The organism is Anabaena sp. CCY 9910 (genome assembly GCF_963920875.1).
GTDB classification, from domain to species: domain Bacteria; phylum Cyanobacteriota; class Cyanobacteriia; order Cyanobacteriales; family Nostocaceae; genus Trichormus; species Trichormus variabilis.
This window is the reverse complement of the sequence record NZ_CAWUDJ010000020.1, coordinates 1-22,379: the sequence shown is the minus strand read 5'-3', so window position 1 is coordinate 22,379 and position 22,379 is coordinate 1. Positions and strand designations below refer to the sequence as shown.

The following is a 22,379-nucleotide window of genomic DNA, read 5'->3' as shown; positions in this document are numbered from 1 at the left end:
TCAATATCGCTCACTAATGCCGCGACCAGTTGAAGAAGATTATAAACCAGCCTCGGTTAAGGCTCGGCTGAAAGCATCAACTAAATTGAGGTCTTCCGCCCATTGTGTAAGATAAGCATAATCTAAATTAATCGCTTGTAACTTGAGTATTCCCAATACATCACGCCACTGTTTTTCTGATTGACTATTGCGACTCCATAACAACTTTTGTAAAATTGTATCTTCGGGAGAAGCTACCCAAAAAGGGGATATACCATCTAAATCAGGTAAAATGCGACGCGCCATCTGCGATGATGCAAATGGTGAAGTATCGGTGATATAAAGGTCAGCATTAGCGATCGTTTCCGTATGAGTGATGTTGAGCATTCGCTCTTGTCCTCGCTTCAAGTCCTCAACCGCCCCTAAAGGACAGTAATAACCCGCAGTTTCTAGCGTTATTATCAGTAAGTCAATCTGGTCGGGTTGGATTTCTATCACCAAATCTAAATCACGGGTGGAACGAGGTTCACCATGAATGGAACTAGCCACACCTCCACTAACATAGTAAGAAATATTAATTGACTCAAAAATTTGATGTAGTTCGCCTGCAAGGGTAATTGAGTCTTGAATCCACATACTTTCATCAATACCTGTTGGTCGGAAATGAGGAGTTAATTTATCCCCTAGTACAGCACACGCAAATATATACTTAATTTCCTCTAAGGAAGCACCACGATGGCGAGATTTAATCCCTGCTAGGCATAATTTTTTTATCCCACGCTCATGTGCAGTCAACATTTTTATTCTTTGACTGATGGAAAGTTGCTGCAAACGAGTAAATAAATAAATATCAGCATCGATATTTGTATCGGCCGCTTGTGGTTGATAGTTTTGCTTTATCGGTATATGTAATGATCTAGTTCCAGTATTACCAGTCATGAATTTTTCTGGTTGCTGTTTTTAATTCTGTTCTGATTTTGAGGTAATGATTTCTGTGGGACGTAAAACTTTTTCACCGATGAGGAAACCTTGACGGACTATTTTAGTAATTGTTTGGTCTTCTACATCATTTCTAATTTCCCGGTCTACCACTCGGCAGAAATTAAAATCGGGTTGGTCACTTTGTAATTCTATAGGTAAAACTTGGCGCTTGCTGAGGACGCTGAGAAATTTACGATAGACTGCGCCTACGGATTTGGGTAAGCGTTGGCAAAATTCTGGGCTGGGGTCTGGGTTGTTTTCTAGGTAATTGAGTAAGGCTTCGAGTGCGTCGGTAACTTCTAGGAGTTCTAAGAATAAATCTTCAGTATTGGCTGTGGTTTGAGTTTGTTGTTCTCGTAGGGACTGCTGGAGTGAGGTATTTTGCTTTTGTAAGCTGCTAAATTCTTGGATTAACCAGTCCCGTTGTGCTTGAGTCAGCAGATAGCGGTTCTCGATAAATGTCGCTACATCTGGGGAAGATGTGGGGATTTCTGGCTTTGCACCCAAAAAAGTGGATTTTAGCCAGTTGGTGATTTGGAGATAAATTGAGGGTGAATCAGACACGGGACATCTCTTTTGATAAATGAGGTAGAGTTTTATTTGCCCAAGTTTGCACTTGGGGATGGGGATGATTGACTAACATCTGGCAGAGTGCCACGGCTCTTTGTAATTGTCCACCTAGCTGATATGCTTTGATGAGCCACATCTGGGCTTGGATATAAGCTTGAGTATCACGGTCTTGACAGATGTGGCAGTAGTCTTCTAAGTATTTTATGGCTTTGGGGTAACGTCTCTCTTGGCAAGCTGTGACACCCTCGCTTAAGAGTTCTGCTAGGGGGATGGTTAAGGGTTCTCGTTCTCGGTTTTCTTCTTGGGTTGCTTGAGCGATCGCCTTTTCCAATCCATCAAATTCTGGCAATATAGCTAAGGTGGGGGCGGACTCTGCGAAGGCTGATAAGTCGCTATATTTAAAACGTTTGATGGGAGGCAATATAGGACGTAAATAGTCGGCGATGATGCGTTCTTCTGGCTTCATCAAGCTTTTTTGCGCTTTTGCAATCACATCTACAGGATATTGCTTGCGCTTCATTGCTACTGCTACAGCTTTGGTAATCTCAGCTTTTGATGCTGCTTGAGATACACCCAAAATATCGTAGGGATTCTGTTCCATGTTTCACCTTTTTTCAACGAATATTTAGTCGGTGGTAAATTTCTTGATAATCTGGGTCATCAGGACAGAGTTGATAAACCCAACGACCTAATTGATGGACTAAATGGGTAGGTAATGTTTCACTTTTAAGTCCTCTAATCAAGGTCATCATCAAATAATCGCCAACATAGGAACGAATAGCGTCATATTCTGAAGACTTGGCGCGACGAACGGCTTCTTGATGGCGATCGCCTTTGATGAGATGATAGATTTTATGGAGTTCTTGGCTAATCAGATAAATTTCTTGAATATTTGGCTCATCAGGACTAAGTTCATAAGCCCAACGACCTAAATCATAAATTTCTTCAAAGCCTAATTTTCTGGTTTTAAATCCATCAACTAAAATATCTACACAAATTTCAGTGACTATATTTTTAACCTTCAGATATGGATTCTGTTTGGCAAATTTAACGGCTCCTTCCAGATTATTTTTATTCAAAAATTCTTCAATTACTTCTACTGCCAATGCTACTTCAATTCGCTGAATTAAATCGATTACAATAGGGTTATCAGCATCAATTAGTTTAATTTTCTCTAGTTCTTGCAGAGCTTTCTGCTTCGATATTTGTTTATTAGCAAGTTGCTCTCTAATTCTTTCTGCCTTGTATTCAGCTAAATAAGCGCTCGCCTTGGTACTATTTAAAATATCGTACCAAAATTGGGCAAAGGTTAAATGTTCGTGGTCTTCGGAGATGTTTTGACGCTGTAATAGGCAAAGTCTATCTACTTCTGTTTGCCATTCTTGATTAACCTGAATTGCTGATTTTGCTTGCTTGAGTGGGTTAATTGCTTCACGCCATTTATATTGTTGTAGGTAATAGCATCCTTCATGGTAAGCTACAAAGTTATGAGCAAATATTTCTAAATCAGAAATGGCTGGATTTATCGGTTTAAGTTTAATTGCTCTTGGGCTATCTCCCGCCACACAAGCTGCTACTGATAATCCCCAATTTGTGTATAAGCAATGTAGAATTTCTTGCTTAGGATCTATTGGGTTAAAATTATTATTATTATTGTCGAAATTAAGATAGTGATTATAACAACCGGGAGTTAAAAATATATCGTTGATTTTTATGCCTGTAATTGGGGGGTTACCCATTAAATCTAGAGCTAATATTTCCAAACGCCAGTAATCACGGAACTTTAGATAATCGTCAATATTTTTATCTTTTGCAGAATCAATAGATGTTTCTATTTTGTTTTTGATTTGATTAAATACTAATTGAAAATCAACAGATTGGGTTCCTAGCCAAGACACATCTTGAAGATTTATATCTTTATGCAGATTTGCTAAGGCTGTGGATAAAGAAATAATTAAATTTATCAGTTGACTTGCATCCTTTTGAGCATGATAATAACTAGCTACCGCCCAATTATGTAAAGTAATAATATCAGGTTCGGCAATCCAATCATTTTCAGCTTGTTGGCTAATAACTTGCCAGTTAGTTCCTTGCCAAAATGCTGCTTCTAAACGTGGCTGGATATGTTGTTGGAGATTTTCTTCTACTACCTGGTTAAAACCAAATTTTTGAGCAAATTCTCTACTAGCTATTTTTGCTTGTTCTAGATTTTCAGCTTTAACTAATTCTTCAATATTTTGTAGACAAAACAGGCGTTGTCTTTGGCTGATAATTTTGAGAATTTCCCTTTGTTCGCTGATTTCTACACCAGATAATCCTTGCCATTCTCGATAGGCTATTTGTAAATTTTCCTGTTGTGCATAAGCAAATCCCCGTAGATATGCAGCTTGTTCTCCGGGTAAATCTTCTAAGTAAGATAGTGCTGTTTCCCAGGCTTGAGTTTTAATTGTGACTAAGCCTAAACGAATCCGACAATTAGTATTTTCTGGTAGTAAAGATTCAGCATTTTCATATAAAGAAATAGCTGTGGTAAAATCACCCATTTTTTCTGCGGCTAAACCTCGGCGAAATAGTTCTCTACCTTGAACGAGTGATTTAAGTTTGTGTAGTAACTCATGGCCGTCGGTGCGGGGAAATTTAGCTAAAGCCGATTCTAAAAGGGCGATCGCTCCCCGTAACTTTCCTTCTGCTTCCCCTTGTCGCACTCTTTGTAAACTAGCGCCGTAAGCTTCTTCTTGTGGAACTTGCTGTGTAGCGGTAGCAATGGCTTGAGTTAGTAGCTGGGTGGAGTAAAGTTGTTCAGCTTGCTGGTAAGTGGCGATCGCATTTTTAAAAAACAGATTTTCTACCAGGGATTGGCCTTGCTTTACCAATTCTTGGAACTGGTGGCGTTTCTGTAGTTCTTGTTGACATTTTTGAATGGCTTGCAAAATCCTCTCGTCGTAGAGGATTTTGCTACAACGCTGATAAATGGTGATGATATTTGTCAGGTTTGTTGTTTCCCAAGGATCGCCAGTATCTTGTTTGAGTAGAGTTTTAGCGCTAGCAAGTTGTTTGTCAACTGTCCCTACTTGTTTGCGCCATTCTTGTAATTGCTGAGTTAGTTGATTGACCAACTTACCTAAGAGGATTTGGCAAATCAACCGTTCCCAAAACCCCGGTTTTCTTGACCAACAACTCAGGGCTTTTTCGGCTATGGTGACAGCCTCCCGTAGGTGTTTTGTTTGAGCTAGTTGTGCTGCTTTTTGGCTAGCTTCCTTAGTTTGTGGTGCTTGCAACCAAGCATCAACAATTCCTATCCCCAAATGATTTTTAGTTAATCTATTCAAGCTTTCCAGCAGGTTCATCAAATACCCTCCTGGCACTTAGGAATTTTCAACACCTGTCCCACTTCTAGATAATTTTCTCTACCTATGAGTTGGGGGTTGGCTTGTACTATTGCTGGCAAAGAAACTCCCTGACCACACAATTTTTGTGCGATCGCACTGAGATTATCTCCTGGTTGAACTGTGTAGGTGGTTGGTTCTGGGGGCTTTTGGGGTGTAACAGGGCTTGGTTGAGTAATAACTACTGTATTTAACTGCGGTCGAGAAAATATCAAATTCGTCGCCACTCCCACACCTATGGCAATAATTAGCAGCAACAGGGCAATTCTTAATGGCCACGGCGATTGAGTAGGGACTTGCGGTAACGCTTGCAGCATCCGAATTACACGCAAATCGGCATCACAATTGGGGCAAGTATCGCCTGTAATATCTTGGTAACTGCACACAGGACAATTAACTTGCATCATCGGCTGATTCCTGTAGCAATCATATTGCTAGGTAATTCCTGATTGAGCCAAAGTTTGACATCTGGCTGTAGTTCTTGCCACAAGCGATCGCTTTCTTGTGGATTGCCACTTTCCATCGCTTCCAGTAGACGATAGAGTTTATCCGACATGGCGCTGGCTTGGGTGGGTGCAACTTGCCTGGCTTGGCGAATAGCTAACAAACTAGCTTGAATGACTTGGACTTCATTTGGTAGATGATCCAGTTCCCGTCTAGCATCTTCGCTGTAAGATTCCATTCTCGATAGGTCATGGGTATTAATTGCCCCTTGCAAATCTTGACTCAGCTTTTGTAATCTTTCCTTTTGTGGTGGGGGAATGAGGAAACCGCAGATTTGAACGATGCGATCGCATTCATTCATCAGAGACTCCGCGTCTAAAGCTTCCTTAGACATGGAAACTTGGAATTTCTGCAAGCTTACTTGAGCGTCTTCACGTTTATCAATGCGTTCTTCCTCAGTTTTCGGGTCGATAATACTGTTAGCTAATTTGACTACTGGAACTGCTAGCTTCAATGCTTCTTCTACGCCAAGTTGAGTTAAGTCTTGCTTGTTGAGTTCAGCGATCGCTACTTCTAATTCCCTATAAATTCTCTCATCCGAGCGACCCCGCGAAAATGTACAGCTTACTCTTTCCGCCGGGTCATTTTTCAGGGTGGCTGTCATTTTCAAAGCGCTATTTTTCTCGTCTAACTCCAAATTAACTAAAATTTCCGTTCCTTTGGGATAAACCTGGTTTAAACCCAACCACATATCCCCAATACTTTCTTTTTTATCGACCCCATCCAATTCTTCCCTCACCTGGTCAGGGCTAAAAAACTGGAAGTGAATTAACCGTTGTCCATCAGCCACAGTTTTGAAGGTGTGGGATGTGATGATAGGCAGAATATCATTGCGGTTAATCACTTTATAGCGATCGTCTAGTAACTTAATGTAGTAATCACGGGATACTGTTGTGACTTTATCCGTTTGCCCAGCCGCCACAATCGCCGCACCTTCCGCCACCGCATACATCGGCCGCGGATGCAAAACCACCTTATTATTACCAAAGGCTTCCTTAACTTTGCGTTGTACTAAAGGAATTTGGGAAGACCCCCCAACCAACAACACTATATCCACCATTTCCAAGTGATATTCTGCATCTTGTAAGGCGAGGCGGCAAATCTGCACTGAACGATCAACCAAGTCGCTAATCATCGCCTCAAATTGCTGACGAGTAATTTCTACCTCAATAGGAATAGCAATGCCTAATTCATCCAGTAATTGAGTTGCTGGGCTAATCCTGGCTACTTGGGCGCTACTTAATTCAACCTTGGCACGTTCTACCGCCATTTTCAGGTCGGCGTTAAATCTTAGCCTTTGGTAATAAGGCATTTTGGCTATTAAGCCATCAATATCCGCAATTCTCTCCTCCTGGGCGACTTGGGTTTTCACAAAGCTCATAATTTGAGAATCAATGTCATCCCCACCTAACCATAAATCTCCCGCTTTCCCCTGTTCAATAAATGAAGTACCAGCTGCGGTGATCAAGCAAGCATCAAATGTACCGCCACCAAAGTCGTAAACCAAAATCGTCTTCACATCTTCGCTATCTGGCGAAAAACCGTAAGATATGGCGGCAGCAGTCGGTTCTGGTAGTAATTCTAACGGTGTCAGTCCGGCTTTGAGGGCGGCGGTACGGGTGGCGTGGCGTTGCTGGTCGTTGAAATAGGCAGGGATAGTAATCACCGCTTGGTCAATTACTTCGTCTATTTTGCCAATTCCTTGACGATAAGCTTGGGCATTAGATACGACTTTTTTAAGAATCTCAGCCGAGATATCCTCTGGACTGTATTCCTTACCTCCTAGCCAAACCGCAATGCTGTTATCGGTTCCGTAGCTAGGTTCAGTAATTTTGTAACCAACCTCTGACCTTTGTTTTTTGACTGCTTGGTCACTAAAACCCCTACCTATTAACCGTTTAATCGAAACAATCACATTTTCAGGGTCAGCCCGTAACTGATTGTAAGCCTGATTTCCCACCAATAATTTATCCTGGTCATAGGCAACAAGCGATCGCGTCAATTTTCTATCTGGTGGCGTATTATCGTTAGCTGTCACCACTTCTACTTCCGCTAACTTAAACGCACCAACAGAATTAGTTGTTCCCAAATCAATCCCGATTGCCTTACCCATGCTGACCCAAGACTTTTTGTATAAATTGTTGAGAAAAACTAAGCTTGTATGCGAGTAAAACCCCTATTTATTAAGGGTTTTCATTAATTACTTAGACTTTGCTCAACCAATGTTATACAAAACGCTTGAAAACCAACCTCAGCAAAACTACTGTCAAACCCACAGGTTAGCAAAAGTTTATATGCAGTTATAACTGCTAACTCGTTGTTTATAAAATACTAGGCAATAATTCTTGTAAAAAAATATCCAAGTGTAGGGTGCGTCAGTACGATAGAACCTAACTATACTCAGAAATTATTCATACTGACGCACCCCACCAAACCAGCAATTGCGGATAATTTATGGTTTGATTTTCCCTTAAATATTCAAATCCTGTAAAGCCAGACGAATTTGCTCCATACGCCTGCGATTAACACCAAGATCCGAATCTCCGATACGAGATGCCGATCGCAGATGAATTACTGACTCATTTGCAGGTAAATAAAATTCTACATCATCAACAAATTTAAAAATACGGCTCTTAGAAAGGGCATGGATATAGTTATCAGTCTGTTCTACAACCTCCGTACGCGGTACAACTGTCAGCACCTTGAGTAAAGTTTCTCGTGCTTTTTCGCGGTCTACATGATATGGAATTGGTTCAATGGCGTGTTTAACATCAGCATTTTGACTGACAACACAATTTGGGGAACTCGGACAAGCACTTAAATGACCGCTATCAACCCCCAACCCAGAATGAGAAGCCCAAGTAGGTGCAGGAAATATGACCATACTTGTCAAGAATAATACTGCCGAAACCATACCCCATAGGAGTTGGCGAGAAGCGAAAGGTTTTAGTAGACGTAACATGAGCAATATACTCCTCAAAGTTTAATACCCATTCGAGTATAAATGTTGGAAACCCTTACACCGGTCTCAACAGACAACCTGTTTGTGTAAGTCCTAAAATATATAAGCAACAAGAATTACTCCCCACCCCCCATTTTTATGACTATCGAACGCATTCCCAAAAAACATTATCCTAAGGCTGATATTTGGCGAAGAGGTTTCGCTTTGGGTGTCGATTTTCTTGGTGTTTGGTTAGTTAGTTCCTTCTTGGGTAATAGTGGTGGTATCGGTATTCAAGTTGTGCAAATTTTAGTTTTTGTGATTGGTTGGTTAATTTTGCGGGTGTTGGTTGTCTTTAACAACCAAGGACAGAGTTTAGGGCGTTGGGCGTTTGATTTAAAGGTGCTGGAAGTGGAAAACGGGGAAGTTGTCCCCAGGATTCCTGAATTGCTGGCACTGTTCAAGAGAGAAGTTATAATTGGCTTTGGTGTTCTTTTGCTGTCCATTGCTTTGGGCAACATTAGACTCAACCCTACTGCCATATTGCTAGTGATTCCTCTGGCAATTGACTGTGGTGCGGCTTTCTCTGATACCCAGATGCGGCAGGCTTGGCATGACCGCTACGCTGGAACTTTCATAGTTTCGTCGAGTCGGGGCTATTCTCTTGATTTAAAAATTAAGCGAATAGTTGGAACTTTACGACGAAATGTGAGACGATAGTCATTTGTGTTAATTCTCTTCAGGCTTTAGCGTTTGATAAGATTATGGCTAAAAGTAAAGGTGCGCGCATTATAGTCACACTAGAGTGTACTGAATGCCGGACAAATCCAGACAAGCGATCGCCAGGTGTTTCCCGGTATACCTCAACCAAGAACCGTCGTAACACCACCAATCGTCTAGAACTGAAAAAGTTCTGTACCCACTGTAATAAACATACCGTTCACAAGGAAATCAAGTAAAGATGAGCTATTACCGTCGTCGCCTGTCTCCAATTAAGCCTGGAGAACCGATTGATTACAAAGACGTTGATTTGTTGCGTAAATTTATCACCGAGCGTGGTAAAATACTACCCCGAAGAATTACTGGGCTAACCGCTAAACAACAGCGAGAATTGACATTAGCAATTAAACGTTCCCGTCTTGTGGCTTTGTTGCCATTTATCAATGCGGAAGGCTAATTCTAGTCAGTGGCGAGAATTTTAGATTTTGGATAAACGGAAGTGGCTACATAAACAGTGTTATGTAGCTTTAAATCGTCTGAGTCCATAATCTAAAATCTCAATTAGTGTAGGATATTGTTCTACAGTTAAAATCACCGGATTTTGGATTTAGTAGTCATTATTGAACTCCAAAATCTAAAATCTATTTGTTAACCAATTAATTGCGAGAGTTGTGGAGAAGGGGACGCTAGTTGAATTTAGGGTTCAAGGCGATCGCCGTTTGGGCGTGGTAGACCGCCCAGATGGAAAAACCCGTTGGTTTGTGGTAGATGAACGCGGTCAATCCCACAGCCTCGCGCCTAGACAAATTACATATACAGTTAACGGCAACACTTATAAGCCATCGGATATTGACAAGTTTTTGGAGGAAGTCAAGCCTTATCTCGACCCCTCCAGCTTAGAAGTGGCGTGGGAATTACTAGTAGAAGATGGAGAAACAGTCACGCCATCCCAAATGGCTAATCTACTGTTTTCAGAATCCAACTCAGCTCCCAGTTATGCTGCTCATTGCTTGTTATCAGATGACAAGTTATATTTTAAACAAAAAGGTGATGCTTACGAACCGAGAACGGCGGCTCAAGTAGCAGAGCGCAAACACCAGATAGAAGTAGAAGCCCTCAAAGCTAGGGGACAGCAGGAATTTTTGACGCGTGTAGAACAAGCACTCCAAGGGGAAGCAGTAGAGTGGCAGCGTCATGACCGCCAACGCCTAGAAGGATTGGAAAAGTATGGAACACTTTTGGCTGACATTGTAAAGGTGGGGCTAAACTATGATTCTCTGGCGCGTGCCTATCCTCCCCCAGCCCTAGTTTTAGAAACAATGAATATGCTGGGGCGACCCGCGACCCCCCAAGGCGCTTTTCAATTACTGGTAGATTTGGGGTGGTGGAGTGCCACAGAAAACTTGTTCCTGCGTCGTTCGTCAATTCCAGTTCAGTTTCCTAGCAAGGTATTAGAAGTGGCGCAACAGCGTTTGGATTTCCCGCCGACAGACTTAGACACAAATCGCCTCGATTTGACTCACCTGAAGGTCTACACAGTTGACGATGAAAGCACCACTGAAATAGATGATGGATTGAGTTGGGAAAAACTCCCCGATAGCCGGGAAAGATTGTGGGTGCATATCGCCGATCCTACCCGCTACTTAGCACCAGAAGATGATTTAGACCTAGAAGCCAGGAAGCGAGGTAGTACAGTTTATCTACCCACGGGAATGATCCCCATGTTCCCTGAAATATTGGCGACTGGCCCCATGAGTTTGGTACAGGGAAGAGTCTGCTGTGCTTTGAGTTTTGGCGTTGTCTTAGATGAGACAGGGGCAGTAGAAGACTTTACTATTCATCCCAGCTTAATCAAGCCTACCTATCGCCTCACCTACGAAGATGTAGATGAAATGCTGGAATTAGGGGTACAAGCAGAACCAGAGATTGCGGCGATCGCTACTTGGGCAACTAAGCGCAAATCTTGGCGGTATAATCAAGGTGCGATCAGCATCAATATGCCAGAGGCGATGATTAAAGTCAAAAATGACGATATCAGTATCGACATTTTAGATGATTCCCGTTCCCGACAGTTAGTAGCAGAAATGATGATTTTAGCTGGGGAAGTAGCAGCCCGTTACGGTCAAGTACACAACATACCCTTGCCCTTTCGTGGTCAACCACAACCGGAATTACCCCCAGAAGACGAATTACTCAGACTGCCAGCCGGATTTGTCCGTGCTTGTGCTATGCGGCGTTGTATGCCCAAGAGTGAAATGAGTATTACTCCTGTGCGTCACGCTGGTTTAGGTTTGGACACCTACACCCAAGCCACATCCCCCATCCGCCGCTACAGTGACTTACTCACGCACTTTCAACTCAAAGCCCACCTGCGGGGTGAAGTTCCTCCCTTTACCGCCGAAGAACTCAAAGAAGTGATGATGACCGTCACCAGCACCACCCAAGAGCTGACAATGGTAGAACGTCAGACGAATAGATACTGGGCGTTGGAATATTTGCGTCGTCATCCAGAAGAGATTTGGCAAGTAACAGTTCTCATGTGGTTACGGGAAGATAGTAACTTGGCACTGATTCTTTTAGAAGATTTGGGTTTACAATTACCGATGGTATTCAAGCGATCGGTGAGACTCGGTGAACAGGTATTAGTAAAAGTTAGTATCTCTGATCCGCAAAAGGATGTAATTCAGTTCCAAGAAATAATTTATCAAGAGGCCCAGACAGCAGCGAATTAGAGCAAATTAGCGATTTTCGCCTTGGCTATTCTTGAGTAGTTTTTGAGCAACCATACTAGTAGGGTGAGTCAATCAACAAATTTTTGATATCTGACACGCCCTACGCCTGAAATGGGCAACACATCATTGGGTGAAGAAGACGCGATGAATCGCGTCTCTACAAACAAATGGTTTATTTGTGCCATTCTTTTTTCAAATTGGTATTACCAAATTTTTAACTTTTTGTACACACCAATTCGATAGATGAACTATTATTAATAAAGGAATAAATTAGAGATATATGGTAAACACCTGGTAAATATAGAGGCTGAAATGTTATTCAAGCCTCTATTTTATATTTAAAATATTTATTTTTGATCAAAAGTATTTTCCTGAAAAGTCAAAATCACTTATCATTTTTTGTTTTTTGGCAACACATACTAAAGGAAGATGATAAGGACAACAATCCAGTTTAAATTAATTTAGTACGTTGTTAAGCACAGCAATTATCGAGGTTTGGTGTTGAACCAAGCCTTTTTTGTATGTAAATATGCCAGTTCATACCAGGTTTGAAAGAATTTGCATACAGTCTAAAGACAGATGAACTAAAGTGCTAGAGGGTTTAAATTAAGCTTGGTGTAGTAAATGCTTGGTATACATAAAGGCTTGGCCCGACCAAGCCTTTTTTGTTGGTTATATATCAATACAGTTCAGTGGAGAGACGGCTTCAACTTACCACCACGTCTAAGTTGTTAGCCTTAAATGAACTGAGTAGAACAGGGTGGATAATTAAAGACTTGTAGTGAGAACCTTACAAGGATTAAAGTCCTTACTACGAACTCAATCTTATTGTTTTTACAATATTTAACATAGTTGTTTTTTTCCAGTTGTTCTGATTTGAAAATACTTTGATGCCTTTTTCACGGGTTTTGGGGCAATTTTTACTAAGCTCTTTTTTCAGGAAAAGGAACCTTTATTGCGGTTATTGTGTCTGCATAGTTGTAAATAATTATAGTTAGCTAGAGATTACGGTAATTATTAAATTTTTAATCTGTTTGTGAATTTGAGATTCAGTAATTTTATGTTTTAGTTCTAACTATTTGGAGGTGTCTGGGTATTAAGGGCGATCGCATGGGGAAAGAATTTTCGGTCATTCACAAGCTGAAAGTATTGTTTGTCATAGCATTGGTAGTTTTATTGACAAACACTGTAATTACTTACAGTCATACTACAAGATTGATGGAAAATCAGCCATATCTCTACATTTTAGAACACAAAACTCTAGTAGCATTTTGTTTAGCAATTTTTGTCAATCTCTTATTACTAACTTATTTATATAAATTACTGTGTCTCTATATTACCAAAAGTCAACAGGCAGAGCAGAAGATCCGTGAACAAACTGCCATTTTGAATGTAGTTAGTGATGCTGTGTTAGTAAGTAGTATTGACCATCAAATTATTTTTTGGAATAAAGGTGCTGAACGGTTGTATGGTTGGAAAGCTGAGGAGACACTTGGAAAAAATATTACAGAACTTTTGTACCAACCAAGCTTAACTAAGTTAAAATCAGCGCTGTCCACCGTAATGAGTGAAGGTGAGTGGCGAGGAGAGTTACATCAACTCAGCAAAGATGGTGAGGAAATCATTGTTGAAAGTCGTTGGGTTTTGGTTAGGGATGAGGAAGGACAACCCAAATCTATTTTAAGTGTAAATACAGAAATTACACCCAAAAAACAACTAGAAGCGCAACTATTGCGATCGCAACGTCTGGAAAGTATCGGTACGCTGGCAAGTGGCATTGCTCACGACCTCAACAATATCTTAACTCCTATTTTAATGGCGGTTCAGCTCTTACAGATGAAACTCCATGAACCGCAGATACAAAAGGTGCTGAATACTTTAGAGAGTAATGTCAAACGGGGCGCGAATTTACTTAGGCAAGTGTTATCTTTTGCACGAGGTATTGAAGGGAAAAAGACAATTGTGCCAGTCAGGATGTTGATATTAGAAATAGAGCAAATTGTCCAGCAAACATTCTCTAAATCAATTATCTGCCAAACATATATTCCCGAAAATCTTTGGTATGTATCAGGAGACACAACCCAACTACATCAAGTGTTGATGAATCTGGTGTTGAATGCGCGTGATGCCATGCCTAATGGCGGGATATTGAAAATAACGGCTGATAATGTGGTGCTTTCTCCCCAGGGTAAGCACTATATTACGTTATCTATAGAAGATACGGGTTTAGGTATACCCGCTAAAATTCAAAAGCAAATTTTTGAACCATTCTTTTCTACAAAAGAGGTAGGCAAAGGCACAGGTTTAGGACTGTCTACAGCGCTGAATATTATTGATAATCATGGTGGTTCTATCAATGTGCAGAGTACGGAAGGTAAAGGTACACGATTTCAGGTGTATTTGCCGGCTTTAGTTTCTAATATGGAAACTCCCTTAGCTGATTCTGTAGAGATGGAATCGCCTACTGGTAATAGAGAATTAATTTTAGTAGTAGATGATGAAGCTATTATTCGTGAAATTACTAAATCATCTCTAGAAGCATATAATTATCGAGTATTGACTGCTAGTGATGGCGAGGAAGCCGTATCAATCTATACAGGACACCAAGAACAAATTAGTGTGGTGTTGTTAGATATGATGATGCCATCAATGGATGGGGCGATCGCTATCCGCAAATTACAAAAGATTAATCCCCAGATCAAAATTATCGCTATTAGTGGGCTGCTATCGGAACCCCATGAGAGTGCAATTGCTAACATGGGAGTAAAGGCATTTTTATCTAAACCCTGCACAGCTAAAGAGTTAGTACAGACAATTCATACTGTCCACACTGAGAATTAACAGTGAATTTACAGAATCTTCCTGAAGATATAGATTTTTTATCTCAGTAATTTTGTTAATATTATTAAAATTTTTATCAAAAAGTAACACTATGGCATTATATGCAGAATTGCATAGACACCTGGGTGGTTCTGTTGTCCCCCGTGTCTTATGGCGTTATTTTGAGCGACACTCATCAGAGTTGATTTCCCGGTTTGCCGAGTACCCGGAGTTTGAAGACTTTTATACCCGTCCCCGCAATACCCTAGATGAGTATTTAGAACTGCATACTCTTGTGGAAAGTGTACAAACTGTAGAAACCCTGCCTTACTTTATTTATCGTTTGGTACGGGGTGCTTACATTTTTGAGAATTTGGCTTATCTGGAACTGCGCTACACCCCCTACTTACGGACACCAGAACATCTCAGCCAGTCCCAAAGAATTGACAAGATGGCAGAAATTGTCAAAGTTGTAGGGGAGGCTAGTAGCCAGCCAGAATATCCTATTGTCACCAGCCAAATCTTGTGTATGCACACACGCTTACCTTATGAGGTGAACAAGGCAATTATTGATTTGGCGGCGCAAAACAAAAATTATGTGTGTGGAATAGATGTAGCTGGGGGTGATAGCCATTACGCCGATCGCCTTTCTGAATGGATCAGTTTATATGAGTATGCGCGATCGCTAGGGATTAAAACCACTGGACACTTTTATGAAACCCCATCTGGTTGTTACCCCCAACTCCTACCTTACCTAATGCGGATTGGTCACGGTATCCAAATCCCACTCTTGTATCCAGAGCTACTACCAGATGTAGCTAGGCGTGGTCAGTGTTTAGAAGTCTGTCCCACAACTTATATTCAAACAGGTACTTTACAAGACATCCGTCAACTCAAGTTAGTCTTTGACCGATGTTTTGATGCTGGGGTAGATATTGCTATCTGTACTGATAATGCCGGGCTGCATAATGTACGTTTGCCATTCGAGTATGAAAATCTCCTGACTTATGACATTATCAACTTTGAACAGTTACAAGCTTGTCAGGATGCAGCTTTCCGCCATGCCTTTGCTTGGCCTTATGGTGAACGTCCTGCATCCCTATTGAATGAATTACTACAACCGGAAACTACCAAAGTTTTAGCACTGAAAGACTAATCACTCAAATATGGAAATAGTTTTATTTTAATAACACCCAGTACCCTGACAAAACTCATCCACCCAAGAAGCTAGACTACTGGCATGAGTACCAAGTGATGGCTGAAATTTTTGGTTCGGTGCTGGTGTTTGTTTATTTGCGTATTGTCCGTTTTGGGTAACTTCCGTAGCTATTGTTGGTGATGGTAGAGTTTTTGGCTGACTTGAAACATTAGTGATAATTTCTAGTACTCTCACTGCTTTACCATTACGGTGAGATTCGGTAGCTAAAGCTAATCTTAAAGATGGTAGAGGTTTAGTTTTATCAGGAGTTTCTATAGTTACAGATGGAGATGACCTACGGTTAATTGCAGGCGATCGCCCTAGCTGAGAATTGCTAGAAACTGCGTTTACCTTGGATGTATTGTAGCTGATTGCTGTTTGAGCATTTCTCAAAGAGAGAATTGCTGGTTTAAGTTGATGTGTATCATCAGCCTCCTGAGTTTCTGCAAGCGATCGCAAAGGTTTATCTACCAGTGACAAAACAGGTTGGTTTTCCCAATGTTGTTTATGGGAAACATTCTTGAGAGCAAATTCATTTAATGTGATGGCTTCGCTTTCTGTCTGCTGTTTTTCTTGGTTGGTGTGAGAGTCTGTTAAACGTAATTCAACATCGGGATTAAAATTCAGACCCAAAGCAGCAACAATCTCATCGGGGTTATTATTCAGTTCCATAATAAAAGCAAGTGTCTGTTCAAACTGTGGTTCTAAAACAGATAGCGTTGCCAAAATAAATCCAGAAGAAGGTCGCCGCAGACCATTATAAGTAGCCCAAACCTTCATTTTGACCAACCAAGAACGATTTTGCTCGTAATAACTCAGCCACTTGATCTTTAAAGATTGACGCAGCTCCTGAATGTCCATCGGATGCCTCGCTTCAGTCAAAAATAGTGCAGACCTGTATGTACCAATTCTCTAAAACAGGGAAACAGATTTAAACCTGAGATCCCCAATGATAAGAAATCTAATTTGATTCTTGAACAAGTCCTAAGTAAGTTAGGCAATGCTTACTGTATCATATTTTTAGTAATTACAACCCAGCTTACGTATATTGCAAAAATCAAATATAAATCCTAATATATGATTTTTTGAAATTTAAATTTTGAATTGGTATTATCCCTGGGGATGAAACCGATAATAAAGCATCTGCTGGACTTTTTGACCACCTAGCAAGTGTTGTTCTACCAATAGAGGTACTTCATGAGGTTGAATGCCGCTATACCAAACCATATCGGGTAAAATCAGCACCATCGGCCCGTTTCCACACTGACCTAAACAACCACTACCTGTTACAGTCACATCTACAACAGGTAAAGCTGCAAAAGCTCTTAACACCTCTTTTGCACCTTGCTTTTTACAGGTGCGATGTTGACATACGCGTACACATCTAGGAGTGGAAGGCTCTGTTAAAGGCAAGTTTGATGGTTGCGTAATGTTAGTCATCTTTTCACCCTGAAATCTTTTCGGTTACATTGTGCTGTTGTTCGCCTCGCCTAACACGGGTTTGCCAATGTTTCTCCTCGTTTGATATAGCTGTCGCCAGTAGTGTTAGGACATCAATAGTTCAAGATGTAGGTAGGGTGCGTCAGTGCGATAAAATCTAGCAGTACCAAAAAATTATTCATACTGACGCACCCTAATAACTAATGACCAATGACTAATGACTAATCTACAGTTAGTCCTTTGGATGCAAGCCAATCGCGGTTAAATATGCGGGATTGGTAGCGAGAACCACTGTCACACAATATGGTAACAATGGTGTGACCAGGCCCCAATTGCTTCGCTAAAGCCACAGCACCTGCTACATTAATACCTGTGGAACCACCCATGAATAAGCCATCTTTCCGCAACAGTTGGTAAACTACCCGCAAAGCTTCATGGTCATCTATTTGGATGGCATCATCAGTTGGCGCGCCTTCCATATTAGCTGTGACGCGGCTGTTACCAATACCTTCGGTGATAGAGTTTCCTTCTATCTTGATTTCTCCAGTTTTGATATAACTATATAGTCCGCTACCTAGTGGGTCAGCTACTACGCATTTAATAGCAGGATTTTGGTCTTTCAGATACATGGCTACACCGGCAAATGTGCCACCAGTACCAGTAGAAGCTACCCAGCCATCAACTTTACCATCGGTTTGTGTCCAAATTTCTGGCCCTGTGGTTTCGTAGTGAGCGCGGCGGTTAGCTAAATTATCAAATTGATTTGCCCAAATTGCGTTGTCTAATTCCGCAGCAACTCTGCCAGAAAGTTTAACGTAGTTATTTGGGTCTTTGTAGGGTACAGCCGGCACAGGACGGACTTCTGCACCCAAGGCTGTGAGTGCATCAATCTTTTCCTGTGATTGGGTGTTAGGAATAATTATCAAGCATTTGTAGCCTTTGGCATTGCAAATATGCGCTAATCCAATACCAGTATTACCGGCAGTTCCTTCTACAACGGTTCCGCCTGGTTTGAGTAGTCCTTTTTTTTCTGCGTCTTCGATGATGTAAAGTGCGGCGCGGTCTTTAACTGAACCACCGGGATTGAGAAATTCTGCTTTAGCCAGGATTTCACATCCTGTTTCTTCACTAAAACTATTTAAACGAATCAGTGGTGTGTTGCCAACAGTGCCTACAAAGCCATTTTTGATATCCATTGTGTCTTGACTTGAGTGGAGTGCATATAAAAATTGTGACTTATAGCGGTGGCAGGATATACACTTAATTCAAATCGTTAGGCGATCGCACTAAGTTTTTCGATAACGCTTTAGCTCCCTGACTTTTTTAAAAAATCGGGGAGCTAAACGCCTGCAACCCATCAATGCAAAAGCTTCTGCCTTTACGTTTGCGTATTATGTTTAGTCTGTAGTACATCAGAGCAATTTAGTCTTGACTAAAAAATCTGCAAAAATCGATTTTTCCCTGTTTCAAGTAATTAAGAAAAGATTAATTGCTTTAAGCTCATCTCACCTCTTGAAGGGGCAGGCTTCCCGCCGCCTTTGGTGAAATAACAAGAAAATTAGCAATTAACAACATTTTTTATATGTATTTGTTGAATTTTTCATAAACTTACTGCGACAATTTCAAGTTTAGCCGTAATATTACTTACAACTTGTCTAAACAAAATACAAATCAAATAAACCTAGACCCCAAAAATTTTTCTTTTTTAAAGTTATTGGGGCAATTTTTTTGTGTCCAAAGTTATGAATGAACCCTCGGCAGATTTTTTAAAAACATTTTGTAACATGATGATATTATGACGTTATTAACTACATCTCAATGCAATATTAGCAGCTCACCGCAGTTAGCGCCTTGGTTAAAAACTCAGGAGATTAGTCTCGCTTTCACTACTTATCAAACTAATCGACTGTTTTTTATTGGCTGTAATGATCAAGGTAGAGTAGCGGCTCACGAGCGATTGTTTGACAAGCCAATGGGGATGTATGCAGTAAATAAAAGCCTATATGTCAGCACACGTTATCAAATTTGGCGGTTTAAAAATTTACTTTTACCAGAAGAAATATATCAGCAAAGTGACTGCCTTTACATCCCTCGCACTGCATATACCACTGGTGATTTGAATGTCCACGATGTCGTGCTGGATGACTCAGAAAATATCGTCTTTGTCAATACAGATTTTAGTTGTCTTGCCACCATCAGCCACAACTATAGTTTTGTTCCCCTGTGGCAACCAAGCTTTATTTCCAAATTAGCCGCCGAAGACCGTTGTCACCTCAATGGGTTGGGGTTGCGCGATGGGAAACCAAGATACGTCACCGCCTGTAGCACCACTGACACCGCCGCCGGATGGCGTAACCATCGAGTAGGAGGGGGTGTGGTGATTGATGTGCAAACTAACGACATCATCGCCACGGGTTTATCTATGCCCCACTCGCCGCGCTGGTATCAAGGCAAACTGTGGATGTTGAATGCGGGGAGTGGGGATTTTGGCTACCTGGAAGATGGAAAATTAGTGCCGATTACCTTTTGTCCGGGGTTTGTGCGGGGGTTAGCATTTTGGGAAAACTTCGCCTTTGTGGGCTTGTCGAAATTGCGATCGCCTACTTTTAGCGGACTACCCCTAGAAGAAAGGCTGACTAATCTAGGCAAAACTTCCCAGTGTGGGCTGATGGTAATTGATATCAACACTGGGGAAACAGTGCATTGGCTGCAACTAGATGGAGTAGTGGAAGAACTATTTGATGTAGTAGTGCTACCAGGGGTACGTCAACCCCAGGCTTTAGGCTTCCAGTCAGAATCAATCGAACGCCTAGTCACCTTTCCTGGTTCTGGTGGCATTGTCACGACCAAACCCACAGCAAAACGCCCCAGTGTCGGCAGCATAGCCCCCGTCGCCGGATTACCCAGGCAAATCTGGGAAACTTCAAACACTGAAGAATCCCCCAATGCCCCATCGCCCATTCCCGATGCCCCAAAATACCAACGCGTTTATCACCTCACCCCCAGCAGCCTAGCTGATTACGATGCTTTCACTTTTCCCAGTTTGCAGCAACGATGGCAAACCCAACCCCAACGGGGGGAATTGGTGGGGATTTCGGCATCCGTGGCGGGGGAAATGGTGGCGTTTGCCATTGCGGAAATGTTACCAGAAGCAACGGCAGAGTTAATTTCGCTGTTTGTCGCCCCAGAATATCGGCAACAGGGTATTGCTACCAAGCTGTTGCAGTATTTAGAGAAAGCTTTGGTGGCGGAAGGTTGCCATCAGCTAAAGGTAATTTACCAGCCGACAGCCTTAACAAAGATGGCACTCAAACCTTTGTTACAAAAACTAGGTTGGCACTCACCACAAATTACCCAAAATGGGGAAAAGCAATTGCACAAAATTCTAGTCTTACCCGCAGCAACTAGCCCCAAAGTGTCTTTAGTGATGACAGTTTACAACACCGAGGCTTACTTGATTGAGGCATTAGACTCACTGCTGGCACAGTCCTTCACCGATTGGGAATTGATCCTCTGGGATGATGGTTCAACGGATGGGTCGGTGACCATTGCTCAAAGCTATGCCCAACGGGATGCTCGGATTCGGTTTTATGTTGGGGAACACCAGGGACGGGGCAAGGCGTTGCTCCAGGCGCATCGTCTGACGCGAGGGGATTATGTGGGTTGGCTAGATGCGGACGATCAACTGGCACCGACCGCATTGCAAACAACCGTAAGCTTTCTGGATAGCCACCCAGATTATGGCATGGTTTACACCAACCACATCAATATGGACACACACGGTCAGCCGCAGGGGTTGGGGCAGCGATGTCAAATGCCATACAGTCCGATGGGGTTATTAGTTAATATGCTGACCTTTCATTTTCGGCTGTTGCGACAAGCCATTTTTGAGGCCGTAGGCGGGATCAATCCTGAATTTGCGCCTGCGGAAGACTACGACTTGTCGTTGCGGGTTTCAGAAGTCACGCAAATCTATCATTTAGAGGAACCACTCTACTTTTACCGGATCAACCCTAACGGACTGTCCCATCAACAAATGCTGATGCAACGGCAATATTCGGAGCGGGCGGTTAACGAAGCTTTACAAAGGCGTGGCTTAACACAGATGCTGCGCCTTGTGGTGGATGAAGCTACGGGTAAATTTCGATTGCAGCAACGGGAGTCGTTGTCCAATCACCCAATTGTTGAGACTGCCCGATCACAGTTTCACCAGGGCAAAGCCCAAGCGCGTCAGGGGGATCTGACCAGAGCGATCGCCTGTTTTCAGGCAGCAATCCAACTGCAACCAGACTATATCGCAGCCTATAACCAGTTGGGCAATGCCCTTCAGGGGTTGGGGCAACTGGACGCAGCGATCGCCGCTTATCAACAAATCCTCAGCCTCAATCCGAACGTTGCCCAGGCGCACTGCAACCTGGGAGCCATCTGGCAGATGCAGGGGAAGACAGAAGAGGCGATCGCTGCTTATCAACGGGCAATTCAACTCAAGCCCGATTTGGCAGTAGCACACCAAAATCTTGCCAACTTAGTGGGGGATAAATGAGCAAGATTAATCCGGTGGGCAGATCACCGCCACACCAAAAAGGCTTGGCTGCAAGATAAATTTCAAATCAAGGAAAACAAATCAAAATGGCAATATTTAACCAACAAACAGGCACAGCCAACCCCTTCAATGGCATTGATGTAGGGTCTTACAGCACTCCCACCTCAGCCGACATCGATGGCGATGGCGACTTGGATGCAATCGTTGGGGGAGGGGACGGCACGCTCAAGTACTACAAGAACACGGGCAGTGCCACCAACCCAGTCTACACAGAGCAAACAGGCACAGCCAACCCCTTCAATGGCATTGATGTGGGGTTTGGCAGTACTCCCACCTTAGCTGACATCGATGGCGATGGCGACTTGGATGCGATCGTTGGGGAACGGGACGGCACACTCAAGCACTACAAAAACACGGGCAGTGCCATCAACCCAGTCTACACAGTGCAAACAGGCACAACCAACCCCTTCAATGGCATTGATGTGGGGTTTGGCAGTACTCCCACCTTAGCTGACATCGATGGCGATGGCGACTTGGATGCGATCGTTGGGGAACGGGACGGCAC

Annotated in this window: 18 protein-coding genes; 8 read left to right on the top strand and 10 right to left on the bottom strand. The window is 42.3% G+C overall.

The genetic code is table 11. The features are described 5' to 3' along the window. Positions 1 to 39: 39 nt before the first annotated feature. The 7 genes from ACM5QX_RS16030 to ACM5QX_RS16000 all read right to left on the bottom strand — a co-directional run bounded on the left by ACM5QX_RS16030 (position 40) and on the right by ACM5QX_RS16000 (position 8,382). A complete protein-coding gene (locus tag ACM5QX_RS16030; protein WP_414754420.1) occupies positions 40 to 918 on the bottom strand; it encodes a hypothetical protein in 879 nt (292 codons plus the stop codon). A gap of 21 nt (positions 919 to 939) precedes the next feature. Further along, entirely contained in the window at positions 940 to 1,524 is a 585-nt protein-coding gene (locus ACM5QX_RS16025; protein WP_414754419.1) for a nucleotide exchange factor GrpE, read from the bottom strand. Next, positions 1,517 to 2,131, bottom strand: a complete 615-nt coding sequence (locus ACM5QX_RS16020; RefSeq protein ID WP_414754418.1) for a molecular chaperone DnaJ — start codon at positions 2,129 to 2,131, stop codon at positions 1,517 to 1,519. Before ACM5QX_RS16020 ends, ACM5QX_RS16025 begins: the two co-directional genes overlap by 8 nt. 13 nt (positions 2,132 to 2,144) lie before the next feature. Beyond that, on the bottom strand, positions 2,145 to 4,877 hold the full coding sequence (locus ACM5QX_RS16015) for a peptidase M, neutral zinc metallopeptidase site (protein ID WP_414754417.1): 2,733 nt from the start codon (positions 4,875 to 4,877) through the stop codon (positions 2,145 to 2,147). Next, complete coding sequence (locus ACM5QX_RS16010; protein ID WP_414754416.1) at positions 4,877 to 5,323, bottom strand: LysM peptidoglycan-binding domain-containing protein; 447 nt, start codon at positions 5,321 to 5,323, stop codon at positions 4,877 to 4,879. The genes ACM5QX_RS16015 and ACM5QX_RS16010 overlap by 1 nt, the downstream gene beginning before the upstream one ends. After that, positions 5,320 to 7,533 carry an Hsp70 family protein gene (locus ACM5QX_RS16005; protein ID WP_414754415.1) on the bottom strand — a complete coding sequence of 738 codons (2,214 nt, stop codon included), beginning with the start codon at positions 7,531 to 7,533 and terminating at the stop codon, positions 5,320 to 5,322. Before ACM5QX_RS16005 ends, ACM5QX_RS16010 begins: the two co-directional genes overlap by 4 nt. Positions 7,534 to 7,890: 357 nt before the next feature. Beyond that, on the bottom strand, positions 7,891 to 8,382 hold the full coding sequence (locus ACM5QX_RS16000; protein WP_414754414.1) for a DUF1499 domain-containing protein: 492 nt from the start codon (positions 8,380 to 8,382) through the stop codon (positions 7,891 to 7,893). A gap of 138 nt (positions 8,383 to 8,520) precedes the next feature. Here ACM5QX_RS16000 and ACM5QX_RS15995 point away from each other — a divergent pair, with 138 nt between their 5' ends. The 6 genes from ACM5QX_RS15995 to ACM5QX_RS15970 all read left to right on the top strand — a co-directional run bounded on the left by ACM5QX_RS15995 (position 8,521) and on the right by ACM5QX_RS15970 (position 15,789). After that, a complete protein-coding gene (locus ACM5QX_RS15995; protein WP_011318155.1) occupies positions 8,521 to 9,081 on the top strand; it encodes an RDD family protein in 561 nt (186 codons plus the stop codon). A 44-nt stretch (positions 9,082 to 9,125) separates the two neighbouring features. Further along, positions 9,126 to 9,320, top strand: coding sequence for a 50S ribosomal protein L33 (rpmG, locus tag ACM5QX_RS15990; protein ID WP_010998585.1), 195 nt, complete (start codon positions 9,126 to 9,128; stop codon positions 9,318 to 9,320). Positions 9,321 to 9,322: 2 nt separating this feature from the next. Then, positions 9,323 to 9,538, top strand: a complete 216-nt coding sequence (gene rpsR, locus ACM5QX_RS15985) for a 30S ribosomal protein S18 (RefSeq protein WP_010998584.1) — start codon at positions 9,323 to 9,325, stop codon at positions 9,536 to 9,538. 214 nt (positions 9,539 to 9,752) lie between these two features. Continuing rightward, the gene (locus tag ACM5QX_RS15980; protein WP_414754413.1) at positions 9,753 to 11,813 is read left to right on the top strand and encodes a ribonuclease catalytic domain-containing protein; all 2,061 of its coding nucleotides are present in this window, start codon (positions 9,753 to 9,755) and stop codon (positions 11,811 to 11,813) included. A gap of 1,110 nt (positions 11,814 to 12,923) precedes the next feature. Beyond that, complete coding sequence (locus tag ACM5QX_RS15975; RefSeq protein WP_414754412.1) at positions 12,924 to 14,654, top strand: ATP-binding protein; 1,731 nt, start codon at positions 12,924 to 12,926, stop codon at positions 14,652 to 14,654. Between the two features lie 91 nt (positions 14,655 to 14,745). Further along, entirely contained in the window at positions 14,746 to 15,789 is a 1,044-nt protein-coding gene (locus ACM5QX_RS15970) for an adenosine deaminase (RefSeq protein ID WP_414754411.1), read from the top strand. Positions 15,790 to 15,816: 27 nt separating this feature from the next. On the opposite strand, the gene ACM5QX_RS15965 is transcribed toward ACM5QX_RS15970, so the two are convergent. The 3 genes from ACM5QX_RS15965 to ACM5QX_RS15955 form a co-directional block, all read right to left on the bottom strand. Beyond that, the gene (locus ACM5QX_RS15965; protein WP_414754410.1) at positions 15,817 to 16,692 is read right to left on the bottom strand and encodes a DUF5331 domain-containing protein; all 876 of its coding nucleotides are present in this window, start codon (positions 16,690 to 16,692) and stop codon (positions 15,817 to 15,819) included. Positions 16,693 to 16,941: 249 nt separating this feature from the next. Further along, positions 16,942 to 17,271 carry a (2Fe-2S) ferredoxin domain-containing protein gene (locus tag ACM5QX_RS15960; RefSeq protein WP_190566990.1) on the bottom strand — a complete coding sequence of 110 codons (330 nt, stop codon included), beginning with the start codon at positions 17,269 to 17,271 and terminating at the stop codon, positions 16,942 to 16,944. A gap of 221 nt (positions 17,272 to 17,492) precedes the next feature. Next, positions 17,493 to 18,467, bottom strand: coding sequence for a cysteine synthase A (locus ACM5QX_RS15955; protein ID WP_414754409.1), 975 nt, complete (start codon positions 18,465 to 18,467; stop codon positions 17,493 to 17,495). A gap of 599 nt (positions 18,468 to 19,066) precedes the next feature. On the opposite strand from ACM5QX_RS15955, the gene ACM5QX_RS15950 reads away from it, so the two are divergent. Both ACM5QX_RS15950 and ACM5QX_RS15945 read left to right on the top strand, forming a co-directional pair. Beyond that, positions 19,067 to 21,814 (top strand): TIGR03032 family protein, encoded by a 2,748-nt coding sequence (locus ACM5QX_RS15950; RefSeq protein ID WP_414754408.1) that lies wholly within the window; start codon positions 19,067 to 19,069, stop codon positions 21,812 to 21,814. Between the two features lie 86 nt (positions 21,815 to 21,900). Further along, the coding region (locus ACM5QX_RS15945) for an FG-GAP repeat domain-containing protein (protein WP_414754407.1) at positions 21,901 to 22,379 on the top strand (479 nt) is incomplete at its 3' end.

Excerpts from the sequence above, each read along its gene's own strand:
- ACM5QX_RS15950 (WP_414754408.1), top strand. The coding sequence starts at position 19,067 with ATGACGTTATTAACTACATCTCAATGCAATATTAGCAGCTCACCGCAG.
- ACM5QX_RS16010 (WP_414754416.1), bottom strand. The coding sequence starts at position 5,323 with ATGATGCAAGTTAATTGTCCTGTGTGCAGTTACCAAGATATTACAGGC.
- ACM5QX_RS15960 (WP_190566990.1), bottom strand. The coding sequence starts at position 17,271 with ATGACTAACATTACGCAACCATCAAACTTGCCTTTAACAGAGCCTTCC.
- ACM5QX_RS16005 (WP_414754415.1), bottom strand. The coding sequence starts at position 7,533 with ATGGGTAAGGCAATCGGGATTGATTTGGGAACAACTAATTCTGTTGGT.
- ACM5QX_RS16030 (WP_414754420.1), bottom strand. The coding sequence starts at position 918 with ATGACTGGTAATACTGGAACTAGATCATTACATATACCGATAAAGCAA.
- rpsR (WP_010998584.1), top strand. The coding sequence starts at position 9,323 with ATGAGCTATTACCGTCGTCGCCTGTCTCCAATTAAGCCTGGAGAACCG.
- ACM5QX_RS15995 (WP_011318155.1), top strand. The coding sequence starts at position 8,521 with ATGACTATCGAACGCATTCCCAAAAAACATTATCCTAAGGCTGATATT.
- ACM5QX_RS16000 (WP_414754414.1), bottom strand. The coding sequence starts at position 8,382 with ATGTTACGTCTACTAAAACCTTTCGCTTCTCGCCAACTCCTATGGGGT.
- ACM5QX_RS15970 (WP_414754411.1), top strand. The coding sequence starts at position 14,746 with ATGGCATTATATGCAGAATTGCATAGACACCTGGGTGGTTCTGTTGTC.
- rpmG (WP_010998585.1), top strand. The coding sequence starts at position 9,126 with ATGGCTAAAAGTAAAGGTGCGCGCATTATAGTCACACTAGAGTGTACT.
- ACM5QX_RS16020 (WP_414754418.1), bottom strand. The coding sequence starts at position 2,131 with ATGGAACAGAATCCCTACGATATTTTGGGTGTATCTCAAGCAGCATCA.
- ACM5QX_RS15965 (WP_414754410.1), bottom strand. The coding sequence starts at position 16,692 with ATGGACATTCAGGAGCTGCGTCAATCTTTAAAGATCAAGTGGCTGAGT.
- ACM5QX_RS16015 (WP_414754417.1), bottom strand. The coding sequence starts at position 4,877 with ATGAACCTGCTGGAAAGCTTGAATAGATTAACTAAAAATCATTTGGGG.
- ACM5QX_RS15955 (WP_414754409.1), bottom strand. The coding sequence starts at position 18,467 with ATGGATATCAAAAATGGCTTTGTAGGCACTGTTGGCAACACACCACTG.
- ACM5QX_RS15975 (WP_414754412.1), top strand. The coding sequence starts at position 12,924 with ATGGGGAAAGAATTTTCGGTCATTCACAAGCTGAAAGTATTGTTTGTC.